Consider the following 19,481-nt stretch of genomic DNA (forward strand, 5'->3'; position numbering starts at 1 on the left):
AGCGTATTGTGATTCATATCCGCAAACTGGCGCCCTTTGTGCGACCCTACTGGCTGCCCGCGCTCTTGAGCTTGATTCTGCTGACCCTGGTCGTGTTCTTGGATCTGAGCATACCGCGCCTGGTTCAGCACATAATTGACCAGGGCATTGCGCAGCAGAATCGCACGGTGGTGATGCAAACATCCCTGCTCATGCTAGGCATCTCCGTTCTCAGCACAGTCCTGGCGATCGGCAATAACATCTACTCGGTGCGCGTGGGCGAGAGCGTGGCGCGTGATCTGCGCGAGGCCATGTTTCTCAAGATCCAGGCCTTTTCGTTCACCAACCTCGATCAGTTTTCAACCGGCAAGCTAATGGTGCGCCTGACCGCAGACACGGCCGCGGCGCAGCGCCTGGTACAGATCACGCTGCGCATCGGTACACGTGCGCCTCTCTTGATGATCGGCAGTCTCATCCTGATGCTCAACACCGACCAGCGTCTGACGTTGAACCTGCTGCCGCTCCTGCTGGTGACGTCCGTCGTGATCGTCTTCTTCAGCGTCAAGATGGAGCCTCTATTTCGCGTCGCGCAGCAGAAACTGGATTGGCTCAACACCGTGCTGCAGGAAAACATCGCGGGCGCGCGCCTGGTCAAAGCCTTCGTGCGCGCCGAGTATGAGGACCAACGCTTCGAAGCGCCCAACGAAGAGTTCACGAACCGCAGTATCCACGTCATGCAGTGGATGGCTACCATGTCGCCAGTGCTGAGCGTGTTGGTCAGTTTCGGGATCGTCGCTGTGATCTACATCGGAGGCATGCAAGCCATCCGTGGCGACCTCACCCTGGGGCAAATCGTCGCTTTCACCAACTATCTGCTCACCACCATGGGCCCGTTGACGATGATGGCGATGCTGTCTAACGTGTGGGCCAATGGCATCGCCTCCATGCAGCGTATGGACGAAGTGCTGGATACGGTTTCCGATGTGCAAGAAGCCGCCGACGCACGGCCGCTGCCCAATCCGGCCAGCGGTCGTGTGGTTTTCGAGCATGTGTCATTCCATTATGGCAGCAGCAGCGACGGCCTGGTGCTTGAAGATGTCAACCTGACCGCCGAGCCGGGGCAGATGGTGGCCATTTTGGGCGCCACCGGCGCGGGCAAGACCTCGCTCGTCAACCTCATCCCGCGCTTCTACGATGTCTCTGCCGGCCGCGTCCTGGTTGACGGCGTTGACGTGCGCGACCTCCAGCAGGATTCCCTGGTTGGACAGATTGGCGTGGCGCCCCAGGAGACCACCCTGTTCTCAGGCACGGTGCGCGACAACCTCTGCTATGGGCGACCTGGCGCCAGCGAGGCCGAAGTGATCGCCGCAGCCAAAGCGGCCCAGGCGCATGACTTCATCCTCAAACTGCCGTTGGGGTACGACACGCATGTGGAAGAGCGCGGGGTCAATCTGTCCGGCGGACAGAAGCAGCGCCTGGCGATCGCCCGCGCCTTGATCGTACGACCCAAGATCCTCATCCTGGATGACAGCACGAGCGCGGTTGACGTCGAGACCGAAACCCGGATTCAGACTGAGATCGAAGAGTTGGCGGCCGGCAGCACCAGTTTCGTCGTGGCGCAGCGGATCAGCACCGTGCTCAATGCCGACAAGATCATCGTCATTGACAAAGGCCAGATCGCAGCGCAGGGCACGCACAGCGAGCTGCTGCAATCCAGTCCCATCTATCGCGAAATCTACGCGTCACAACTGGGCAACGGGCTGCGCGAGCTGGGAAACGGCCATGAGCCGCGGCCGCGCGCGGCGCTGGCGCGTGAGCCGGAGAAAGCCTAGGCTATGGCGGTTCAACCTGCAACCCCTGCCAGCGACTTTCGCGCCCGTATGCAGCCCCGCGGGCCGATGAGCGCGGCCAGGATTGAAAAAGCGGCCAAGCCGCGCGAGGCGTTGGCGCGTCTGGCTCTCTACCTGCGGCCGTTCAAACTGACGATGATCCTCGTGCTTGTACTAGTTTTGCTCTACACCGGGTTGGGTTTGCTAGGTCCTTACCTGATGGGCGTGGCTATTGACCGCTTCATTGCCAACAAGGATGTCGCCGGGTTGGGGCGCATCGCGCTGTGGATGGTGGTGGTTTACCTGGCGAACAACGTCGCGCAAGCGGTCGCTAACTGGGTCATGGCCGATGTCTCCCAACGGACGCTCAAGAACCTGCGGCGCGATCTGTTCCGGCACATCCAGGAGCTTTCCCTCGCTTACTTTGACCGCCATCCCGCGGGTGAGATGATGAGCCGCCTGACGAACGACATTGACGTCATCAACCAGGCGGTCTCGCAAAATGTCACCGCGCTCGTTGCCAGCGTGCTGTCGCTTGTGGGCATCGTCATCGCCATGTTTGTGCTGAACCACTGGCTGGCCCTGGCGACCCTGCTCGTGGTGCCGATCATGCTGGCGTTCACGGAGTTCGTGGCCCGGTATACGCGCCGCGGTTTCCGGCGTCTGCAACGGGAACTGGGAAGCATGAACGGGATCATGGAGGAAGCGATCAGCGGGCAGAAGGTGATCAAGGCTTTCCGTCGCAATGACTCGGTGATTGACACCTTTCGCAGCCACAACCAGGCCGTCTTCAAGGCCGGGGTGTATGCCAACACCTACGCCTTGCTCTTGATGCCGCTGACCAATGTCCTGGGCAACTTTTTCGTCATCGTGCTGGCCGGACTGGGCGGCTGGCTGGCGCTGCAGGATCTGGTGACGGTAGGCACGATCGCGACGTTCATATATTACGGCCAAAACTACATCCAGCCGCTGCGCCAGCTCGCCAACATGTATAACTCGATCCAGGCTGCGCTGGCCGGCGCGGAGCGCGTCTTCGACATGATTGACACCCCGCCCGAAATCGCGGACCCTCCGACAGCCGTGGAGCTGGAGACGATCAAGGGCGATGTGCAGTTCGACCAGGTGCAGTTTGGCTATCTGCCTGATGTGCCCGTGATCAAGCACATGACGCTGGCGGCCGCGGCCGGCCAGACCGTGGCGCTCGTCGGGCCAACCGGCGCCGGTAAGACGACCCTGATCAATCTGCTGTCGCGATTTTATGAGATCCAGGGCGGCGCGATTACGATTGACGGCGCCGATATCCGCGATCTGCGCAAAGCCGATTTGCGGCGCCGGCTGGGAATTGTGCTGCAGGACACGTTCCTGTTTGCGGACACGGTGCAGCAAAACATCCGCTATGGCCGCCTGGAAGCCACGGATGCCGAGGTGGTGCACGCCGCGGAAATGGCCGACGCCGACCACTTCATCCGCCAATTGCCATTGGGCTACCAGACCGTCCTCTCCGAACGGGCAAGCAATCTCAGCCAGGGTCAGCGCCAGATGCTGGCGATTGCCCGCGCCATGCTGGCCGACCCCGCGATCCTGATTCTCGATGAAGCCACCAGCAGTGTGGACACGCGCACCGAGGTGCGCATCCAGCAGGCGCTCTTGCGACTAATGCAGGGCCGCACCAGCTTCGTGATTGCCCACCGGCTGAGCACCATTCGTGACGCCGACAACGTGGTGGTCATCAACAACGGCGAGATCGTGGAGCAGGGTACGCACGAGCAACTGCTGGCCCGGCGCGGCTTCTACTATCAATTGTACATGAGCCAATTCAAAGGCCAGGCGATCTAGCTTGAAAATAGGCCGCGGATGAACACGGATCGCCACGGATTGCCTGTTTTCATCCTCGGTTGTGCGTCCGGCGCATGGATAACTAACCTGAAAACAGGCCGCGGATGAACACGGATCGTCACGGATCGCCTGTTTTCATTCACGGCTGTGCGCGGGGCGCCTGGGTAACTTTGCAGTGGTCGCAGCGATTTTGATCGCCCGCTCGCCCCCCATGGTGAAATGCGCCACGGGCCGACAAATGACATTAACTCGCTGTGCGGTTGGGTTTACAATCCAGTCTGCCTGGCTAATGAGGAATGACCATCATGAGCATTGCTAAAACTGCCAATCCACCAACCGCACAGCCAACGCACGGACTGCCTGTGGGCGTTAGCGCGCCCCGCAAAGCATCCAAAGCCGAAATCTACTATCCCGAATCGGACGGCAAACCTATGGGCGAGACCGACTGGCACATTACCGTGATAATGTACCTGTAGGCGTCAAAGAGTATTTTCTTTTTGATCCACTGGGAGAGTACCTCGACCCGCGCTTGCAGGGATTCCGCCTGAGCGATCGCTTCTATACGCCGCTTCCGTTGGCAGCCGATGGTACGCTGCTGAGCGATGAGTTGGGATTGATTCTGCGCCCTGAGAATGAGATGCTGCGCCTGGTAGACCCTGCGACAGGGCAAAGCATTCCCACGATCAACGAAGCGTTGGCCCAGGCGCAGGTCGAGGCGCGACGTGCTGATCAAGCAGAGGCTGAGCTGGCTCGCCTCCGGGCGGAATTGGCTCTCCTGCGGAGCCAGACACCGAAGGAATGATTCTGCCGCTGGCTGCGTCCACCAGGCGTAGGCTACCCACCCCTGGCTCATCACGCGCGTCCAGCAACCACAATCGGCTGCCTTGGTGGGTGACGGCAGCATCTATCCAACCTCCAAGGGTCGCCGTCAGCACGAACCTCTGCTCGTTGCGATCAGCATCCAGCACCTGAACGCTGGCGCTGTGCCCTTCACTCTTCCGATCTACCAGGTACAGTCACTCGTGCGAGCGGGCGGCGTCAGGCTCGACTACAAGCGGCGCAGGCGCAATCACCAGCCTGGACCACGCACTGCCCGTTTCGGACAATGTGCGCAGCTTTTGGCCGGTCGCCAGATCGTAAATCACGATCTGCTGGCCGTATGGATCGCTGGTAACCAGCACATGGTCGTTGCTGCGCACAAGCGCGCTGGACAGCGGGTTTACAGAATCCCACCGATCGGGACTGACAGCCAGGTTGGCAAACGGAGGATCAACCAGCCATTGATTCTCCAGCGCCTGCGTCTCCAGGTTATAGAACCAGATTTCGCTCGCCAGACCGGCATCGCCTTCGCTGCCGTGGCTCAGGCCCAAAACCAGGGTGGGCGGGGTTTCGATTTGTGTCACCTGGAACGGCATCACGCGATGCCCGGCCTGCAGCGGCAGGTGCACTTCGCTCGCCACGCGACCGACCGCCAAATCTACTTCGCTGAGGATGCCGTCCTCGCTGACCGCGATCAAGAATTGACCATCGGCCGACATCACGGCGCCGGCTACGGTGGGTGACGCAGACGCCTGGCTCCGCCCCAACGGCAGCCTCAGACGGCGGTTGACGGTGTGCAGCCGCAAGTCGTTGAAGTGCATCAGGCCGTTACGACAGAGGTCATACAACCAACGGCCATCGGGGGCAGCGAAGACAAAGCGCGCGCCCGTGCAGCCCGCCTCGTTGGTCAGCGGGCCGACAACGCTGGAAATGACCTGCTCGCCGGTAGCCGGATCGAACTGGTCAATCGCGAAGGTCTGACTTACCAAACGTTGTGCGTAGAGGGCCGCGCCATCTGGCGCCATGATCAACGCGGGAGGACCGGCGTTGCGCGGCAAACGTACGCGATTGAGAAGTTCAGTCTGGCGCAGCATGGTCCACGAGCGGGTGTCGAACAAGCGTAGACGGCCCTGCGCACCGTCCGCGGTGGTGAAGTCGGCCACGTACAGCCTGGACCCATCGGGCGACAGCGTGAACTGCGCCGCGTTGCCGACCGGTAGTCGGCGGATCACATTGCCCACCAGCGAACTGGACACCACCAGGCTGTTTGTGCTTTTTTCGGTTTGCTGAATCCGATACAATCGGCTGGAGGCGGGCCTGGCTGGCGGAGGATTTGAAATGACTGGCGGCGCGGGCGTAATGCCTATCACGGCCGCAGCCACGGTGGGCGTTGGGGAGGTCTGCTGATCATCGGCGGGACGAATGACGCGCCACCAGCTCCAGAGCAGAATCAATCCCAGCGCGATCAGCAGCCAGGGCGGTCGAGACAACGCGCGCCGCGGTGGTGGGTCTGTCTCATGCTGTTCCCAGGTGTCTTCGCCAATTTGCCAGTCCAGGTGTTTGGGTGTTGGCACCGGTTTGACCCCCGCTGATATCCGAAGTCTCATGACTTCGGAAGTCCATTTTCCCAGACATCCGAAGTCTACGAGACTTCGGATGTCTTTCACGCAAGATACTTCCCGATCAGCATCTCCAGCCGTTTTTTGGTCTGCGCCGGAATCTGGCTGCGGTCGGTGAGGATCGCATCCTTGAGCGCGTCGGCCTGCGGGCTGGGGCCGGCCGTGGCCAACAAACGCACGGCGTTGCGCACGGCCGACTTCGCTACCTCGGCGTTGCGGAGCAGCACGCGGATGACTGCGTCCACCGTCACCGGGTCTTCGGTTTCGTGCCAGACATCATAATCGGTCACATGCGCCATGGTGGCGTAGCTTATGCCAGCCTCGCGCGCCAGCTGCGCTTCGGGCACGGCGGTCATGCCGATGATGCTGCAGCCCCACTGGCGGAAGATGCGGCTTTCGCCTTTGGTGCTGAAACGCGGGCCTTCGATGGTGATAAACACGCCGCCCTGGTGCACCGGGTTGCCGGTCTCCTGTACGGCCGCCAGGCACACGGCGCTCAAGAAGGGGCAGAAGGGGTCCGCGAGTGAGACGTGGACCACCAGGCCGCCCGTGCCGGCCGCCGGATCATCGAAAAACGAAAGCGGGCGCAGGTGCGTGCGGTCGAAGAGCTGATCGGGAATGACGATGTGACCGGGCGCGATATGCTCCTGCAACGAGCCGCAGGCTGAAATGGAGATCAGGTATTCGACGCCCAGCGTCTTGAAGCCCCAGATGTTGGCGCGCGTGTTGAGCTGCGTCGGGGAGATGCGGTGCCCGCGGCCGTGACGGGCCAGAAAGACCACGGGTGTGCCGTCCAGCACCCCGGTGATGTAGGCGTCCGACGGTGGGCCGAACGGCGTATCCAGGGTGATTTCGCGCACTTCTTGCAGCGCTTCCATCTGGTAGACGCCGCTGCCGCCAATCACGCCGATGCGAAGTGGGTCAGTCATGGATTTGGATTCCCTTTTGAGAGTTGGCTACCGGCCTCACTTCGTAAGGCCGAGATACTTGCGTGAAAAACGTCGCACGGCTTTGGCGACCGTTAGCGCGTCACGTGCTTCCTCGGTGTTTGGCGCATCACCGGGATAGCGGGCGGCAATCGCGTATTCTGACAGCGTGTTCAGGTTCTTAAGATCTACCGCGACCAGGATTCCAACGCTGGCGCACAACTCGCTCAATCGAATCAAGTCGTGTGTCCTGGGGACAACAACACCTCTGAACACCAGCATGGCTTTGAGGTACTTCTCGGCGCATTGTTGACTGCAATAACAGGCATGGTTGTTTAATGGTCGGCGCCGACGCAGCATGGTGCAAGCTGCGTCGTAATCTGCCTCAGCATATTCAGCCCAGGCGCGAAAGTCAGTTTCGGTGCTCATAAAGAACTTTGCCTTGCGACAGGATCTCTTGCACAAAAAAGTCGTGCTTGAGGAGCGATTGTTCGATCTCTGCAGGCGTACGAACCAAAATGTCCACTGGAAAGGGGCGCGGAATGAGCAAGCGAGACACACTCCAGCTACGCTCGCTACGCGACGCTGTTGTGTCAAGGATCACGAGCAGATCAACATCGCTGTCTGGTGTCGGCTTTCCGTAGGCATACGAGCCAAAGAGGATGATCTTTTCCGGCTGCAAACTTTCCGCGATCCGGCGTACTGCCAGAGGTAAGGCGCGTGCTACGGGCAGTGCGCAGCCGATCGGTGTCATCTGTAGATCGGTCACGTCCGCCAGTTCAACCGGCATCTCTTCTATTTCGGTTGTTGTTGTGTTCATGGGTCAAGAAACACGACATGGGAAATTCGCTCATGCGTTACGTCGGGCCACATTCATTCCTGTGAGCCACGATTATAACCGCGTCGCCAGTTCCGCCAAAATCTCTTGTGTGTGCTCGCCCAGGCGTGGGGTCGGACGTAGGGCCACGGCCGGCGTGTCGGACAGCAGGACGGGAAAGCCGATCTGGGGCAGCCCGCTGGCCGGTTCGATGCAGATCAACCCGCTGGCCTGCACGGCAGGCAACGCCTGCATCTCATCCAGGGTCAGCACCGGCGCGCAGCAGACATCATCGCCCAGGCGGGCCAGCCAGTGGGCCAGCGGCTGGCTGCGGATGAACGTGCAGAACGCGGCCATCCGTTCCTCCGCGCCCGGCTGCGGGTTGAACCCGAGCGGCTTGAGATCAGGGCGCGCCAGCCGCTCGCATACCTCGAACCAGAACTTGGGCTCCAGCGCGCTGATGGCCAGGTGGCGACCATCGGCGCATTCATAGACGTTGTAGCACAGACTGCGGCCGGTCAACATGCCGGTGCCGCTCGGCTCGTCCGCGCCGGGCGTTGCGGCCTGCACCGGCAGCAGAAAGGCCAGCCAGGCCAGCGTGCCGCCGAGCATGGAAACATCCAAGAACTGCCCGCGGCCGCTGCGCGTGCGCGCCAGCAGCGCGGCCAGGATGGCGGTGAGCGCGGGCATCGCGCCGCCGCCAATGTCGGCGATCTGCACCGGCAGCGGCGCCGGCGTCTGCTGCATCGCGCCGACGCTCAACATGCCGCTTTCCGCCACGTAGTCCAAATCGTGCCCAGGGCGGTGACTGGCCGGGCCGGTCTGGCCGTAACCGCTGATGGCGCAGTAGATCAGGCGCGGGTTGACAGCCGATAGCTTGTCATAATCAAGAGACAGGCGCGCCATGACGCCGGGGCGAAAAGACTCGATCAAGACATCGGCCGTTTGCACCAGCTTGAGGAAAATCTCGACATCGCCGGCCGCCTTGAGGTCCAGGCAGAGGCTGCGCTTGCCCCGGTTGAGCGCGGCGAAGTAGGGGCCGAGGCCGCTTCCGTTGGGGTCGCCCAGCCAGCGGCCCAGGTCGCCAACGCCAGGCGCTTCGATTTTGATCACATCAACGCCCAGGTCGGCCAGCCAGAGGGTGGCAAAGCCGCCGGGCAGATAACGGGTCAGGTCAAGAACGCGAATGCCTTCGAGTGCGAGCATAAAGGGCCTTTCATCGAGCGGATGCGTGCATTTTAGCATGATTGCGGTCAAAGCCAAAGGGGCGCGTGGGGAGAGGCGCGTTTCGATGTCGGGGCCAGCCACGCGTGTTGAGTGTGCGACCGTACCCGGCGCGTGGCGTGGACGGCTCTGCGCCAGGCTCAAAGCCTGTTCGTCAGCTGTGGTGGGCTTTGTACTCGTTGCGGCGACTTGCAGCCCCCCGATCTGCCCCCAGTTTGAAATGCACCCCTGCCAGACAGCTGTTCCAAATGTGGCCAGGTTTTTGATCACAGAGATCACAAAGAACGCAAAGAAGCTACCAATTTGCGCCTGATTTTCCGTTTCTTTGTGTTCACCCACCCCCGCATGTGTTCTTTGCGGTTGAATGTGTGCTACATTTGGAATTTCTGCCTGCCAGAAAAGAGACTTGATATTTCTCTCGCGGTGGTGTAAAATCGTGCCAGGCGTCTTTGCCGCTACCTTGCGCTTCGGGTAGGCGCGCAAGGCCGCTCTCAAGTTCCATATCCCACGTTTTCCGTAGGCTCACTTCAAGCGGCGCCAGGGTAGCGCTGGCGCCTAAACATAAATCCGTGCCAATATCGCATGATATGTTTGATGTTACCAACACTGAACGATGAAAGAGAGGAAGAATCATGAGTGGAAAACCGATTCACATTACCCAGTTTGATCTTGAGCGTTTGCGGAAACTGCTTCTTGACGCACAATCTACCAGTTACCGCAAAAGTGACTATCTGGAAAGACTTCAAATGGAAATTGATCGCGCAGAAGTAGTTCCGCCAAAGGATATACCAAGTGATGTTGTCACCATGAATTCCACGGTTTGTATCGAAGATCTTGACACAAATGAAGAAGAAATCTATACGCTGGTTTTTCCAGAAAATGCCGACCTGAGTCAAGGGAAAATCTCGATACTGGCGCCTGTTGGAACAGCCATGTTAGGTTATGAGGTGGGAGACTCGTTTGAATGGGAAGTTCCAGCCGGAAAAAGAAGGTTGAGAGTCAAGAGAATCCTGTATCAACCTGAAGCATCCGGTGATTATCACCTTTAGGCATCCTACACCATAGGAAAACGAGACAGCATCAACTCAACATTGAGGATTGTGTTATCTCCAAAACGCGCCCAACAAAGCGTGCACCAGACGCTGTGGATTCTGCCGCATTAACGAACCATCCGCGGCAATGCATCAACCCATGAACTCCATCAAGTCCAAACAACGCGTCGCCGACCACGGGGAGGTCTTTACCCCGGCGTGGATGGTCGAAGCCATGCTCGACCTGGTCAAAAGCGAAACGGAGCGCATTGACGCCCGCTTCCTGGAGCCGGCCTGCGGCAGCGGCAACTTCCTCGTGCAGATCCTGCGGCGCAAGCTGGCCGCCGTGGAACTCAAGTACGGCAAGTCGGACTTCGAGCGGCGGCATTATGCGCTGCTGGCGCTGATGTGCATCTACGGCATCGAGCTGCTGGCGGACAACATCGCCGAGTGCCGCGCTAATTTGCTGGAAATCCTGGCGGCCTACTTGAATCTGGAGGAGGCGGATGAACTCTATCGCGCCGCGTCCTACGTGCTGTCGCAGAACCTGGTGCACGGCGACGCGCTGGCCATGCGCACCCACGAAGGCCGGCCAATCACCTTTGCCGAATGGGGCTACCTGGGCAGGGGCAAATTCCAGCGCCGCGACTTCCGCTTCGACACCCTCACCCTGTCGTCGTCCTTCAGCGCCGAGGGCTCGCTCTTCGCCCACCTGGCGAAGCACGAGATCTTCACGCCGATCAGAACCTACCCGCCGCTGACCGTGAGCGACCTGGCGGCGTTGAGAGGAGCTAACCACGAATGAACGCGAATGAACACGAATTGATGATGAACGCGAATGAACACGAATTGATTTTGAAAGAAGAGGTTTATGGGATTGTTGGGGCCGCGATGGAGGTGTCGAATGTGTTGGGGGCCGGTTTTCTGGAAGCGGTTTATCAGGAAGCGCTGGGGATCGAGTTAAGAAGCCGCGCCCTGCCCTTTGTCGCCCAGCCCACCATCAGAATTGCCTACAAAGGCCATATCCTTGCCCAGGAATATGTCCCTGATTTTATTTGCTATGACCAGGTCATTGTGGAAATCAAGGCGATCAAGGCGTTGACCCCTATCGAACAAGCGCAGTTGCTCAACTACCTGAAAGCGACGGGGAAACCCGTCGGGCTTCTGCTCAACTTCGGCGCGCCCAAACTGGAATGGAAACGCATGGTTTTCAGCCAGTCCGATATTCGCGTCCATTCGCGTTCATTCGCGGTTAAGAAAGAAGGCGACAACCCATGACCCCCCAAGCCAGCTTCGCGCTGCGCGGCCGCAACCCGGATGTACTGACGTGCATCGCCAACCTCTCCAACGACGAGGTCTTCACGCCGCCGGAGTTGGCGAACCGCATGCTGGACATGCTGGCCGCGGCATGGGCAGCGGATCATGGCGGCGCGAACCTCTGGGCGGACAAGTCGGCGCGCTTCCTCGACCCTTGCACGAAGTCGGGCGTCTTCTTGCGCGAGATCACCAGCCGCCTGACCAGGGGCCTGGCGGACGAGATGCCAGACCTTGAGGCGCGGGTCAACCACATCCTGACGCAGCAGGTGTACGGCATCGCCATCACCCACCTCACCAGCCTGCTGGCGCGGCGCAGCCTCTACTGCTCGAAGCACGCCAACGGCAAGCACTCCATTGCCAGGGGATTCAGAAGTGACGCGGGCAATATCTGGTTCGAGCGGATGGAGCACACGTGGGTAGATGGCAGGTGCGCGTACTGCGGCGCAAGTCAGAAAACTTTGGACCGGGGCGAGGGGCTTGAAACGCACGCCTATGCGTTCATCCACACCGACGACATCAAGACTCGGGTGGCCGAGTTGTTTGGAGGCCAAATGCAGTTTGACGTGATCATTGGCAACCCACCGTATCAACTGAGCGATGATGGCTTTGGAACGAGTGCAGCGCCCATTTATCAGCACTTCGTTGAGCAAGCAAAGGCGTTAGAGCCACGTTACCTGTCGCTGGTCATTCCTGCCCGTTGGTTCGCTGGTGGCAAGGGTCTGGATGAATTCAGAGAATCGATGCTTGCAGACAATCGTCTGCGGTCAATTGACGACTTTCTCAGCGCGTCGGATGTCTTTCCTGGGGTGGGCCTCAAGGGTGGCGTCTGTTACTTCCTGTGGAACCGGGATCACCCAGGTCCCTGCCAGGTCACCACCCATTTCAAGGACTGGCCTGTGTCAACAGACAGCCGCCAGCTCCTCGAAGAGGGCGTGGACGTGTTCATCCGATTCAATCAAGGACTGTCTATCCTCAAAAAGGTCATGGCTCTGGAGAGTGGGGAAACCCAATCGCTCTCACTGCCTGAAAGCAAGCGTTTCGACCGAATAGTGAGTGCGAGAAAGCCATTCGGGCTAGAGACAACGTTCAAGGGCACAGTCGCCAGGGGTGCGGGTGACGTATTGGTCTACCAAAACGGCGGTACGGGATACATGCCCAGAAGTTCAATCTCGATTGGCGCTCACCTGATCGATAAATGGAAGGTATTCACCGGCCGGGCTGCTCCTGGTACTGGCAACAGAGACACCTACCCGCACAGGATCATTAGCACGCCATTCATTGGGGAGCCGGGCAGCATCTCTTCAGAAACCTATCTTTGCATCGGGCCGTTCGACTCCAGGAGCGAGGCGGAAAGTGCCCTGTCATACCTCTCCTGTCGGCTAACTCGACTGCTGATCCTTCTACACAAGCCATCCCAAGACACCACGCGCAAGGTCTACACCTTTGTGCCGCTCCAGGACTGGACGAGGCGGTGGACGGACGAGGACCTCTACGCCAAATACGGCATCTCCGCTGACGAGATTGCGTTCATTGAGAAGGTCGTCCGCCCGATGGATCTCAGCGGAGATGACTCTGATGAGTAAAACCATGGAGGATATTCTCGCGCCTAAGCCGGAGGCCTGCCCATGACGCCGCTGGAGAAGTTCTACACGGACGATCCCCGCTGGCACGAAAAGATTGGCGACATCCACGCCCTGCTGGAGCGCGTCAAGATCAGCGAGGAACAGTCCGGCGATGTGCTGCACCTGCGCAAGCTGAGCCGCATCCTCTCGATTCATGCCTCCACCGCCATCGAAGGCAACCGGCTCACCCTGGGCCAGGTCGCCGATGTCATCAACGGCAAATACATTGACATCGCGACTGAAACGAGGGCGGATGTCCCTGTAAATGTCCCTGTAAATGCTGTTTCGGACAAGATCTTGATCTTGTTGCGAGCTAACCCGAAGGCCACGGCGCAAAAGCTGGCACAGGTCGTTGGCGTAAACGACAAAACCATCAAACGCCATCTCAAAACGCTGCGCGAACAGGGTCGGCTGGAACGTGTCGGTTCCGACAAGACCGGCCATTGGGAAGTCATCGAGGGGCCGCCATGAGCAAACCCACCATCGAAGAGATCCTCGCCCCCAAGCCTGCCGCCCGGCCGCGCATCTACGCCTACGCGATTGATGACGCGGCGCACCAGGGTCTCCTCAAGGTGGGCCAGACCACGCGCGATGTGAAGCAGCGCGTGGCCGAGCAGCTCAAGACCGCGGCGATCAAGAACTGCCGGATCGAACTGGACGAAGCCGCTGCGCGCGACGACGGGACCCTCTTCAGCGACCACGAGGTGCGCGCGGCCCTGGCCCACAAGGGTTTCGAGCGGGTGGCGCTGGAGTGGATGCGCTGCGCGGTCGCCGACGTACAAACCGTGCTCGCCGAACTGCGCACCGGCCAGCGCTTCACCGGCGCGCATCACGAAACCTTTGCTATGCGCCGCGAGCAGGCCGAGGCCGTCCACAAGACGCACGCCTACTTCCACTCGATCTGGCAGGAGGACATGCACGCGGTCCCGCGCTTCCTGTGGAACGCCAAGATGCGCTTTGGCAAGACCTTTGCTGCCTACCAGCTCGCCAAACGGCTGGGCGCCAAACGTGTGCTCGTCGTCACCTTCAAGCCCGCCGTCGAAGATGCGTGGCAGACAGACCTGGAGTCGCACGTGGACTTCGACGGCTGGCAGTACCTCTCGCGCAACTCCGGCAGCGACCCGATGCAGATTGACCGCCGCAAGCCGTTGGTCTATTTCGGCTCTTTTCAGGACCTGCTCGGCCGCGATGCCGCGGGGAACATCAAGCCCCGGCACGAATGGCTCCGCAACGTGAGTTGGGACCTCGTGGTCTTCGACGAATACCATTTTGGCGCGTGGCGCGACACCGCCAAGGAACTGTTCGAGGGCGAAGAGGCGGTGGTCGCGCTCAAGGAAACCAGACTGGAGTACGCTGCCGGCCTGGAGGATGTGAACGAAGACCTCAGCGAGCTCTCGGAGAAAGAGATCGAGTTCCTGCCCATCACGACCAAGGCGTACCTCTACCTCTCTGGCACGCCGTTCCGCGCGCTGGCCACAGGCGAGTTCATCGAGGAGCAGATCTTCAACTGGACCTACACCGATGAGCAGCGGGCCAAGGAAGTGTTTGCCGCCAACCACCCCGGTCAATGGAACCCCTACGCCGCGCTGCCGCAGATGCGCCTGCTCACCTACCAGATGCCGGACGAACTGCTGGCGATCGCGAGCGCCGGCGAGTTCGACGAGTTCGATCTCAACGCGTTTTTCGAGGCAACGGGCACAGGCAAGGCGGCGCACTTCAGGCACAAGGACGACGTGCAGAAATGGCTGGATATCATCCGCGGCGGGTACACGCCCAAGTCGGTGGAGTACCTGAAGACGGGCACGCGGCCGCCGTTTCCCTATTCGGACGTGCGCCTGCTGCCCTACCTGCAGCACTCGTTCTGGTTCCTGCCCAATGTGGCGGCTTGCCACGCCATGTCGAACCTGCTGGCTGAGAAGCACAACACCTTCTGGCGTGACTACCAGGTGATCGTCGCTGCCGGCGCCTCGGCGGGCATCGGGCTGGAGGCGCTGCCGCCGGTGCGCCAGGCCATCGGCAGCGGCTTCGAGACCAAGACCATCACGCTCTCCTGCGGCAAGCTGACCACGGGCGTCACCGTGCCGCAGTGGTCCTCCATCCTCATGCTGCGCAACCTCAAGTCGCCGGAGACCTACTTTCAGGCCGCGTTCCGCGTGCAGTCGCCGTGGGCCATCAAGAATCCCAACGGCGACAACCCGAACGAGGAGGAGATCCTCAAGCCTCTCTGCCTCGTGTTCGACTTTGCGCCCACGCGCGCGCTGCGCCAGCTCTCCGAGTACGGGATCGGTCTGTCGCCCAACGAGCCAAACCCGGAGAATGCGGTCAAGGATCTCGTGTCCTTCTTACCCGTGCTGGCCTACGACGGCGCGAACATGACGCAGATCGACGCGGGCGGCATCCTCGACATCGCCATGGCGGGCACGTCGGCCACCCTGCTGGCGCGCAAGTGGGAGAGTGCGCTGCTCGTCAATGTGGACAACGACACCTTGCGCCGCATTCTGGACAACCCGGAGGCCATGGCGGCGGTTGAGCGCATCGAAGGCTGGCGCGCGCTGGGCGACAACATCATCGAGACGATCATCAACAAGAGCGAGCAGGTCAAGGATCTCAAGAAGAAGGCCAAGGACAAGGATCTGACGGCCAGGGAAAAGCAGGAGCTCAGCGACGAGGAAAAGGAGTACAAGTCCAAGCGCAAACTCGTGCAGGAGAAGCTGATCAAGTTTGCGACGCGGATTCCCGCGTTCATGTACCTGACCGACTTCCGGGAGAACACCCTGCAGGATGTCATCACCAAGCTGGAACCGGACCTCTTCCTCACTGTCACCGGCTTGACGGTGAAGGACTTTCACCTGCTCGTGCAGCTCAAGGTGTTCAACACCGAGCAGATGAACCAGGCCGTCTTCGCCTTCCGTCGCTACGAAGATGCGTCCCTCCGCTACACCGGCATCGAGAGCCATCCGGGACTGACCCATTACGGGCTGTACGACACGGTGGTGGCAAGAGAGTGACGCGCGGTCACACGAACCTGCCGGCTACTAACCCAGTAAGGCGGACGGCGGGCTGGGCAGCGTGCAGACGAGGGGATGACATGATTCCACAGAGAGACATTACTCCAACGGCGGCTTTGCGGCTTGGCCTGTGCTGCCAGTTCGTGAGCCAGCCGATCAAGTTCCGCGTGACGACGGCCACCGCCATCCTGCGCTTGCCCAGGCCCGCGCAGTTGGCGCGGCTGGCCGAGCTGTGCCGCGCCAATGCCGAGGCGCTGCTGGCCGCGCTGCAATTCTGCGCGGGCCATGGCATCGGCGCCTTCCGCATCCTCAGCCAGATTCTGCCCGTGAAGACGCATCCGGAGGCGGGGTACGAGATGAGCGAACTGCCAGACGGAGCGGACATCATGGCGCGCTTTCGGGCGTGCGGTCAGTTTGCTCGCGCCAACCATCTGCGGCTCTCGTTTCATCCCGATCAGTACGTCGTGCTCAATTCCCCCAACCCCATCACCCTGGCGAATTCGCTCGCCGAACTGGACTACCAGGCCGAGGTCGCGGAATGGGTCGGCGCCGATACGATCAACCTCCACGGCGGCGGCGCGTATGGCGACAAGGCCGCTGCGCTGAACGCGTTGCGCCGGAACATCGAACGCCTGCCCGCGTCGGCGCGGGCACGCCTCACGCTGGAGAATGACGACAAGGTGTACACGCCATCCGATCTGCTGCCTGTCTGCGCTGACACGGGCGTGCCGTTGGTTTACGACGTGCATCACCACCGCTGCCTGCCCGACGGCCTCAGCGTGGCTGAGATCACCGCGCGTGCGCAGAAGACATGGCCGGCCGAACCCCTCTTCCATATCTCCAGTCCCCTCGACGGGTGGGACGGACCGAAGCCGCAGCGGCATCACGATTACATTGACGCCGGGGATTTCCCCGTAGAATGGCTGGGGTGGCCGCTCACGGTGGATGTCGAGGCCAAAGCAAAGGAACTGGCCGTAGCCAGACTAATGGCTGATCTGAATAGGGAAGATGCACCCAGCGGCCGCTGACAAGCGCGTTCCCGTCACTGGAGCGCCGATGCCGCTCTCAGTCAGCCGTCAACAAGAAAAGAGAAAGGTCCAATGGCGCTCATTCATTGCCAGTTCTATTCGCAGGTTTTGGGGCTGATGTCCACCATGAGCGTGATTCTCCCGGATCCTCCGCCGCCTGAGGCCGCAGGAATTCAAACCAACGAAAGACCGCGCTATCCGACGCTCTACCTTCTGCATGGTATGTCTGACGATCATACGGCCTGGCAACGCCAAACGGCCATCGAGCGCTATGTGGCCGGGCTAAACCTGGCCGTCGTGATGCCCGCCGTGCAGCGGAGCTATTACGCCAACATGGCGACAGGACTGCGCTATTGGACCTTCATCAGCGAGGAAGTCCCGGCCGTAGCGCATCACTTCTTTCCCCTGTCCACGCGGCGCGACGAGACCTATGTGGCCGGACTGTCCATGGGCGGCTATGGAGCGTTCAAGCTGGCCCTGACTTTCCCGGATCGCTTTGCGGCCGCAGCCAGTCTGTCCGGCGCGCTCGATGTGGTTGCCAGAGCGCAAACCGATGCCGAAGCCGGAATTGACGAACTGGGCCATATTTTTGGCCCCGTAGACTCGTTGGTTGGCAGCTCAGATGACTTGTTTGCGTTGGCGCAGCGCCTGAGCAAGGCGCGCGAGCCGCGACCGCTGCTTTACCAATGGTGTGGGACGGAGGATTCTCTTTATGCCGATAATGTGCGCTTTCATGCGCACGCCAAAGCGCTAGGCCTGGACATTCGCTACGAAGAAGGCCCGGGCGGGCATACGTGGGCCTGTTGGGATGCGCAGATCCAGCGCGTGCTGGCCTGGCTGCCAGGGGTTGGTCAGCTCTAGACAGGGGTGTATTTTAGTTTGAGGGCAATCGCTGAGCCTTTGGCGCGAGCTCAGGGCGCGTTTCGCCTCAGATCGAAATGCAATTGTCCCGTAGGGACGCCTTGACTTGAGACTGACGACGTCCCCGCGCCCGTCGTCCCGTAGGGACGATTGAATGAGGGCGCCCGGCGTATCTGCGAGAGTGGAGTTCAACCGTCCCTACGGGACGGACGCGAATGGTGCGATCATGGATGGCCGGCTCAGGTCAGATGTCCCTCCGGGACACATTCCCCATGCTATTTTCCTGGCTGACGAAGCATGGCCCCTCAGAAGGCAATAAAAAACGGCGCCAGTGCTGAGTCTTGTTCAGACCCGATGTGGTGCGCTGGCGCCGGAGACAGGATAGGATTTAGACGCGTTCGATGATCGTAGCCGTCGCCATGCCGTGGCCGATGCACATAGTCTGCAAACCATAGCGACCGCCGGTGCGCTCCAGCCGGTGCAGCATCGTGGTCATCAGTTTCGCGCCCGTGGCGCCCAACGGATGGCCGAGCGCGATGGCGCCGCCGGTCGGGTTGACGCGCGCCGGGTCTGGTTGCAGTTCATGCATCCAGGCCAGCACCACGGACGCAAACGCCTCGTTGATTTCGATCGTGTCAATGTCATGCATCGTCAGGCCAGCCTGCGCCAGGATCTTGTGCGTCGCGGGGATCGGGCCATCCAGCATGATCACCGGATCGCTGCCCACCACCACGCGGGCGACAATGCGCGCCCGCGGCGTCAGGTTGTGGCGCTTCAGCCCCTCTTCGCTGGCCAGCAGGACGGCCGCGGCGCCGTCGCTGATTTGGCTGCTGCTGCCGGCTGTGATGCGTCCGTTGGCGCGAAAAGCCGGCCGCAGCAGGCCCATCTTCGCCAGCTCCACGTTGGCGCGGAAGCCTTCGTCGTAATCCAGGAGCACATCAGCGCCGTTTTGGTTTACCGTGATGGGAACAATCTCGGCTTTGAAGTAACCGGCCGCTGTGGCCGCGGCTGCCTTCTGGTGGCTTTCGTAGCTGTAACGGTCGAGGGCCTCGCGGCTGATACTCCATTTGTCACAGATCAACTCGGCCGAGATGCCTTGAGGAATGAGATCGTAGGGGATTCCCGCATAGAACTGCTCTGGGTAATCAGAACCCATGGTCACATGGCTCATGCACTCGACGCCTGCGCCGATGGCAATGTCCATGTCGCCCGCGGCAATGGCTTGCGCCGCGAAATGGATCGCCTGTTGGCTGGAGCCGCACATGCGGTTGAGCGTCACCGAGGGCACGGTCACCGGCCAGCCGGCGTTGAGCACGGCCAGGCGTCCGATATTGGCGCCCTGGTCGCCGATGGGCGTGACACAGCCCATGACCACATCTTCGACCGCGGCCGGGTCGAGATCAACCCGGCCCACCACTTCCCGCAGTGGAATCGAGGCTACGGCCACCGGGTGCATATTGCTCAGACTGCCGTTTTTGCGGCCGACCGGCGTGCGCACGGCGGAGACAATGAAAACGTCGCGCATGTGTGTCCCTCCCGCGAATAACGAACGACGAAGGCTTGAC

The 19,481-nt window shown here is 60.8% G+C and carries 18 protein-coding genes; 12 read left to right on the plus strand and 6 right to left on the minus strand.

Translation table 11 applies throughout. From position 1 onward, the window contains the following. The first annotated feature begins 8 nt into the window (after positions 1–8). The 4 genes from ACPQ6D_RS02485 (at position 9) to ACPQ6D_RS02500 (ending at position 4,446) form a co-directional block, all read left to right on the plus strand. On the plus strand, positions 9–1,811 hold the full coding sequence (locus ACPQ6D_RS02485; protein WP_423222694.1) for an ABC transporter ATP-binding protein: 1,803 nt from the start codon (positions 9–11) through the stop codon (positions 1,809–1,811). 3 nt (positions 1,812–1,814) lie between these two features. Continuing rightward, positions 1,815–3,644, plus strand: a complete 1,830-nt coding sequence (locus ACPQ6D_RS02490) for an ABC transporter ATP-binding protein (protein WP_423222695.1) — start codon at positions 1,815–1,817, stop codon at positions 3,642–3,644. 305 nt (positions 3,645–3,949) lie between these two features. Then, a complete protein-coding gene (locus ACPQ6D_RS02495; protein WP_423222696.1) occupies positions 3,950–4,120 on the plus strand; it encodes a hypothetical protein in 171 nt (56 codons plus the stop codon). 53 nt (positions 4,121–4,173) lie between these two features. Then, positions 4,174–4,446, plus strand: coding sequence for a hypothetical protein (locus ACPQ6D_RS02500; RefSeq protein ID WP_423222697.1), 273 nt, complete (start codon positions 4,174–4,176; stop codon positions 4,444–4,446). Positions 4,447–4,660: 214 nt separating this feature from the next. Here the strand turns inward: ACPQ6D_RS02500 and ACPQ6D_RS02505 are convergent, their stop codons facing one another. The 5 genes from ACPQ6D_RS02505 to ACPQ6D_RS02525 all read right to left on the minus strand — a co-directional run bounded on the left by ACPQ6D_RS02505 (position 4,661) and on the right by ACPQ6D_RS02525 (position 9,031). Further along, on the minus strand, positions 4,661–6,070 hold the full coding sequence (locus ACPQ6D_RS02505) for a YncE family protein (protein WP_423222698.1): 1,410 nt from the start codon (positions 6,068–6,070) through the stop codon (positions 4,661–4,663). Positions 6,071–6,126: 56 nt separating this feature from the next. Then, complete coding sequence (gene mtnP / locus ACPQ6D_RS02510; RefSeq protein WP_423222699.1) at positions 6,127–7,011, minus strand: S-methyl-5'-thioadenosine phosphorylase; 885 nt, start codon at positions 7,009–7,011, stop codon at positions 6,127–6,129. A 36-nt stretch (positions 7,012–7,047) separates the two neighbouring features. After that, positions 7,048–7,437: a HEPN domain-containing protein gene (locus ACPQ6D_RS02515; RefSeq protein ID WP_423222700.1), complete on the minus strand. Its 390-nt coding sequence runs from the start codon at positions 7,435–7,437 to the stop codon at positions 7,048–7,050. After that, positions 7,421–7,828, minus strand: a complete 408-nt coding sequence (locus tag ACPQ6D_RS02520) for a nucleotidyltransferase domain-containing protein (protein ID WP_423222701.1) — start codon at positions 7,826–7,828, stop codon at positions 7,421–7,423. Before ACPQ6D_RS02520 ends, ACPQ6D_RS02515 begins: the two co-directional genes overlap by 17 nt. A gap of 72 nt (positions 7,829–7,900) precedes the next feature. Further along, positions 7,901–9,031 (minus strand): CaiB/BaiF CoA transferase family protein, encoded by a 1,131-nt coding sequence (locus tag ACPQ6D_RS02525; RefSeq protein WP_423222702.1) that lies wholly within the window; start codon positions 9,029–9,031, stop codon positions 7,901–7,903. 650 nt (positions 9,032–9,681) lie between these two features. On the opposite strand from ACPQ6D_RS02525, the gene rnk reads away from it, so the two are divergent. The 8 genes from rnk (at position 9,682) to ACPQ6D_RS02565 (ending at position 17,916) form a co-directional block, all read left to right on the plus strand. Beyond that, positions 9,682–10,098 (plus strand): nucleoside diphosphate kinase regulator, encoded by a 417-nt coding sequence (gene rnk, locus ACPQ6D_RS02530; RefSeq protein WP_423222703.1) that lies wholly within the window; start codon positions 9,682–9,684, stop codon positions 10,096–10,098. A gap of 142 nt (positions 10,099–10,240) precedes the next feature. Further along, entirely contained in the window at positions 10,241–10,885 is a 645-nt protein-coding gene (locus ACPQ6D_RS02535; protein ID WP_423222704.1) for a DNA methyltransferase, read from the plus strand. Beyond that, positions 10,882–11,358 carry a GxxExxY protein gene (locus tag ACPQ6D_RS02540; RefSeq protein WP_423222705.1) on the plus strand — a complete coding sequence of 159 codons (477 nt, stop codon included), beginning with the start codon at positions 10,882–10,884 and terminating at the stop codon, positions 11,356–11,358. The genes ACPQ6D_RS02535 and ACPQ6D_RS02540 overlap by 4 nt, the downstream gene beginning before the upstream one ends. Further along, the gene (locus tag ACPQ6D_RS02545; protein WP_423222706.1) at positions 11,355–12,980 is read left to right on the plus strand and encodes an Eco57I restriction-modification methylase domain-containing protein; all 1,626 of its coding nucleotides are present in this window, start codon (positions 11,355–11,357) and stop codon (positions 12,978–12,980) included. The genes ACPQ6D_RS02540 and ACPQ6D_RS02545 overlap by 4 nt, the downstream gene beginning before the upstream one ends. Before the next feature lie 42 nt (positions 12,981–13,022). Further along, positions 13,023–13,490, plus strand: coding sequence for a winged helix-turn-helix domain-containing protein (locus ACPQ6D_RS02550; RefSeq protein ID WP_423222707.1), 468 nt, complete (start codon positions 13,023–13,025; stop codon positions 13,488–13,490). Further along, a complete protein-coding gene (locus ACPQ6D_RS02555) occupies positions 13,487–16,027 on the plus strand; it encodes a GIY-YIG nuclease family protein (RefSeq protein WP_423222708.1) in 2,541 nt (846 codons plus the stop codon). Before ACPQ6D_RS02550 ends, ACPQ6D_RS02555 begins: the two co-directional genes overlap by 4 nt. A gap of 80 nt (positions 16,028–16,107) precedes the next feature. Further along, positions 16,108–17,055 (plus strand): UV DNA damage repair endonuclease UvsE, encoded by a 948-nt coding sequence (gene uvsE / locus ACPQ6D_RS02560; RefSeq protein ID WP_423222709.1) that lies wholly within the window; start codon positions 16,108–16,110, stop codon positions 17,053–17,055. A 72-nt stretch (positions 17,056–17,127) separates the two neighbouring features. Beyond that, the gene (locus ACPQ6D_RS02565; protein WP_423222710.1) at positions 17,128–17,916 is read left to right on the plus strand and encodes an alpha/beta hydrolase; all 789 of its coding nucleotides are present in this window, start codon (positions 17,128–17,130) and stop codon (positions 17,914–17,916) included. Positions 17,917–18,304: 388 nt separating this feature from the next. Here ACPQ6D_RS02565 and ACPQ6D_RS02570 read toward each other — a convergent pair whose 3' ends face one another. After that, positions 18,305–19,441 carry a thiolase family protein gene (locus tag ACPQ6D_RS02570; protein WP_423222711.1) on the minus strand — a complete coding sequence of 379 codons (1,137 nt, stop codon included), beginning with the start codon at positions 19,439–19,441 and terminating at the stop codon, positions 18,305–18,307. Positions 19,442–19,481 lie beyond the last annotated feature (40 nt).

It is taken from the genome of Candidatus Amarolinea aalborgensis (assembly GCF_900491745.1).
Classification (GTDB): Bacteria; Chloroflexota; Anaerolineae; order SSC4; family Amarolineaceae; genus Amarolinea; species Amarolinea aalborgensis.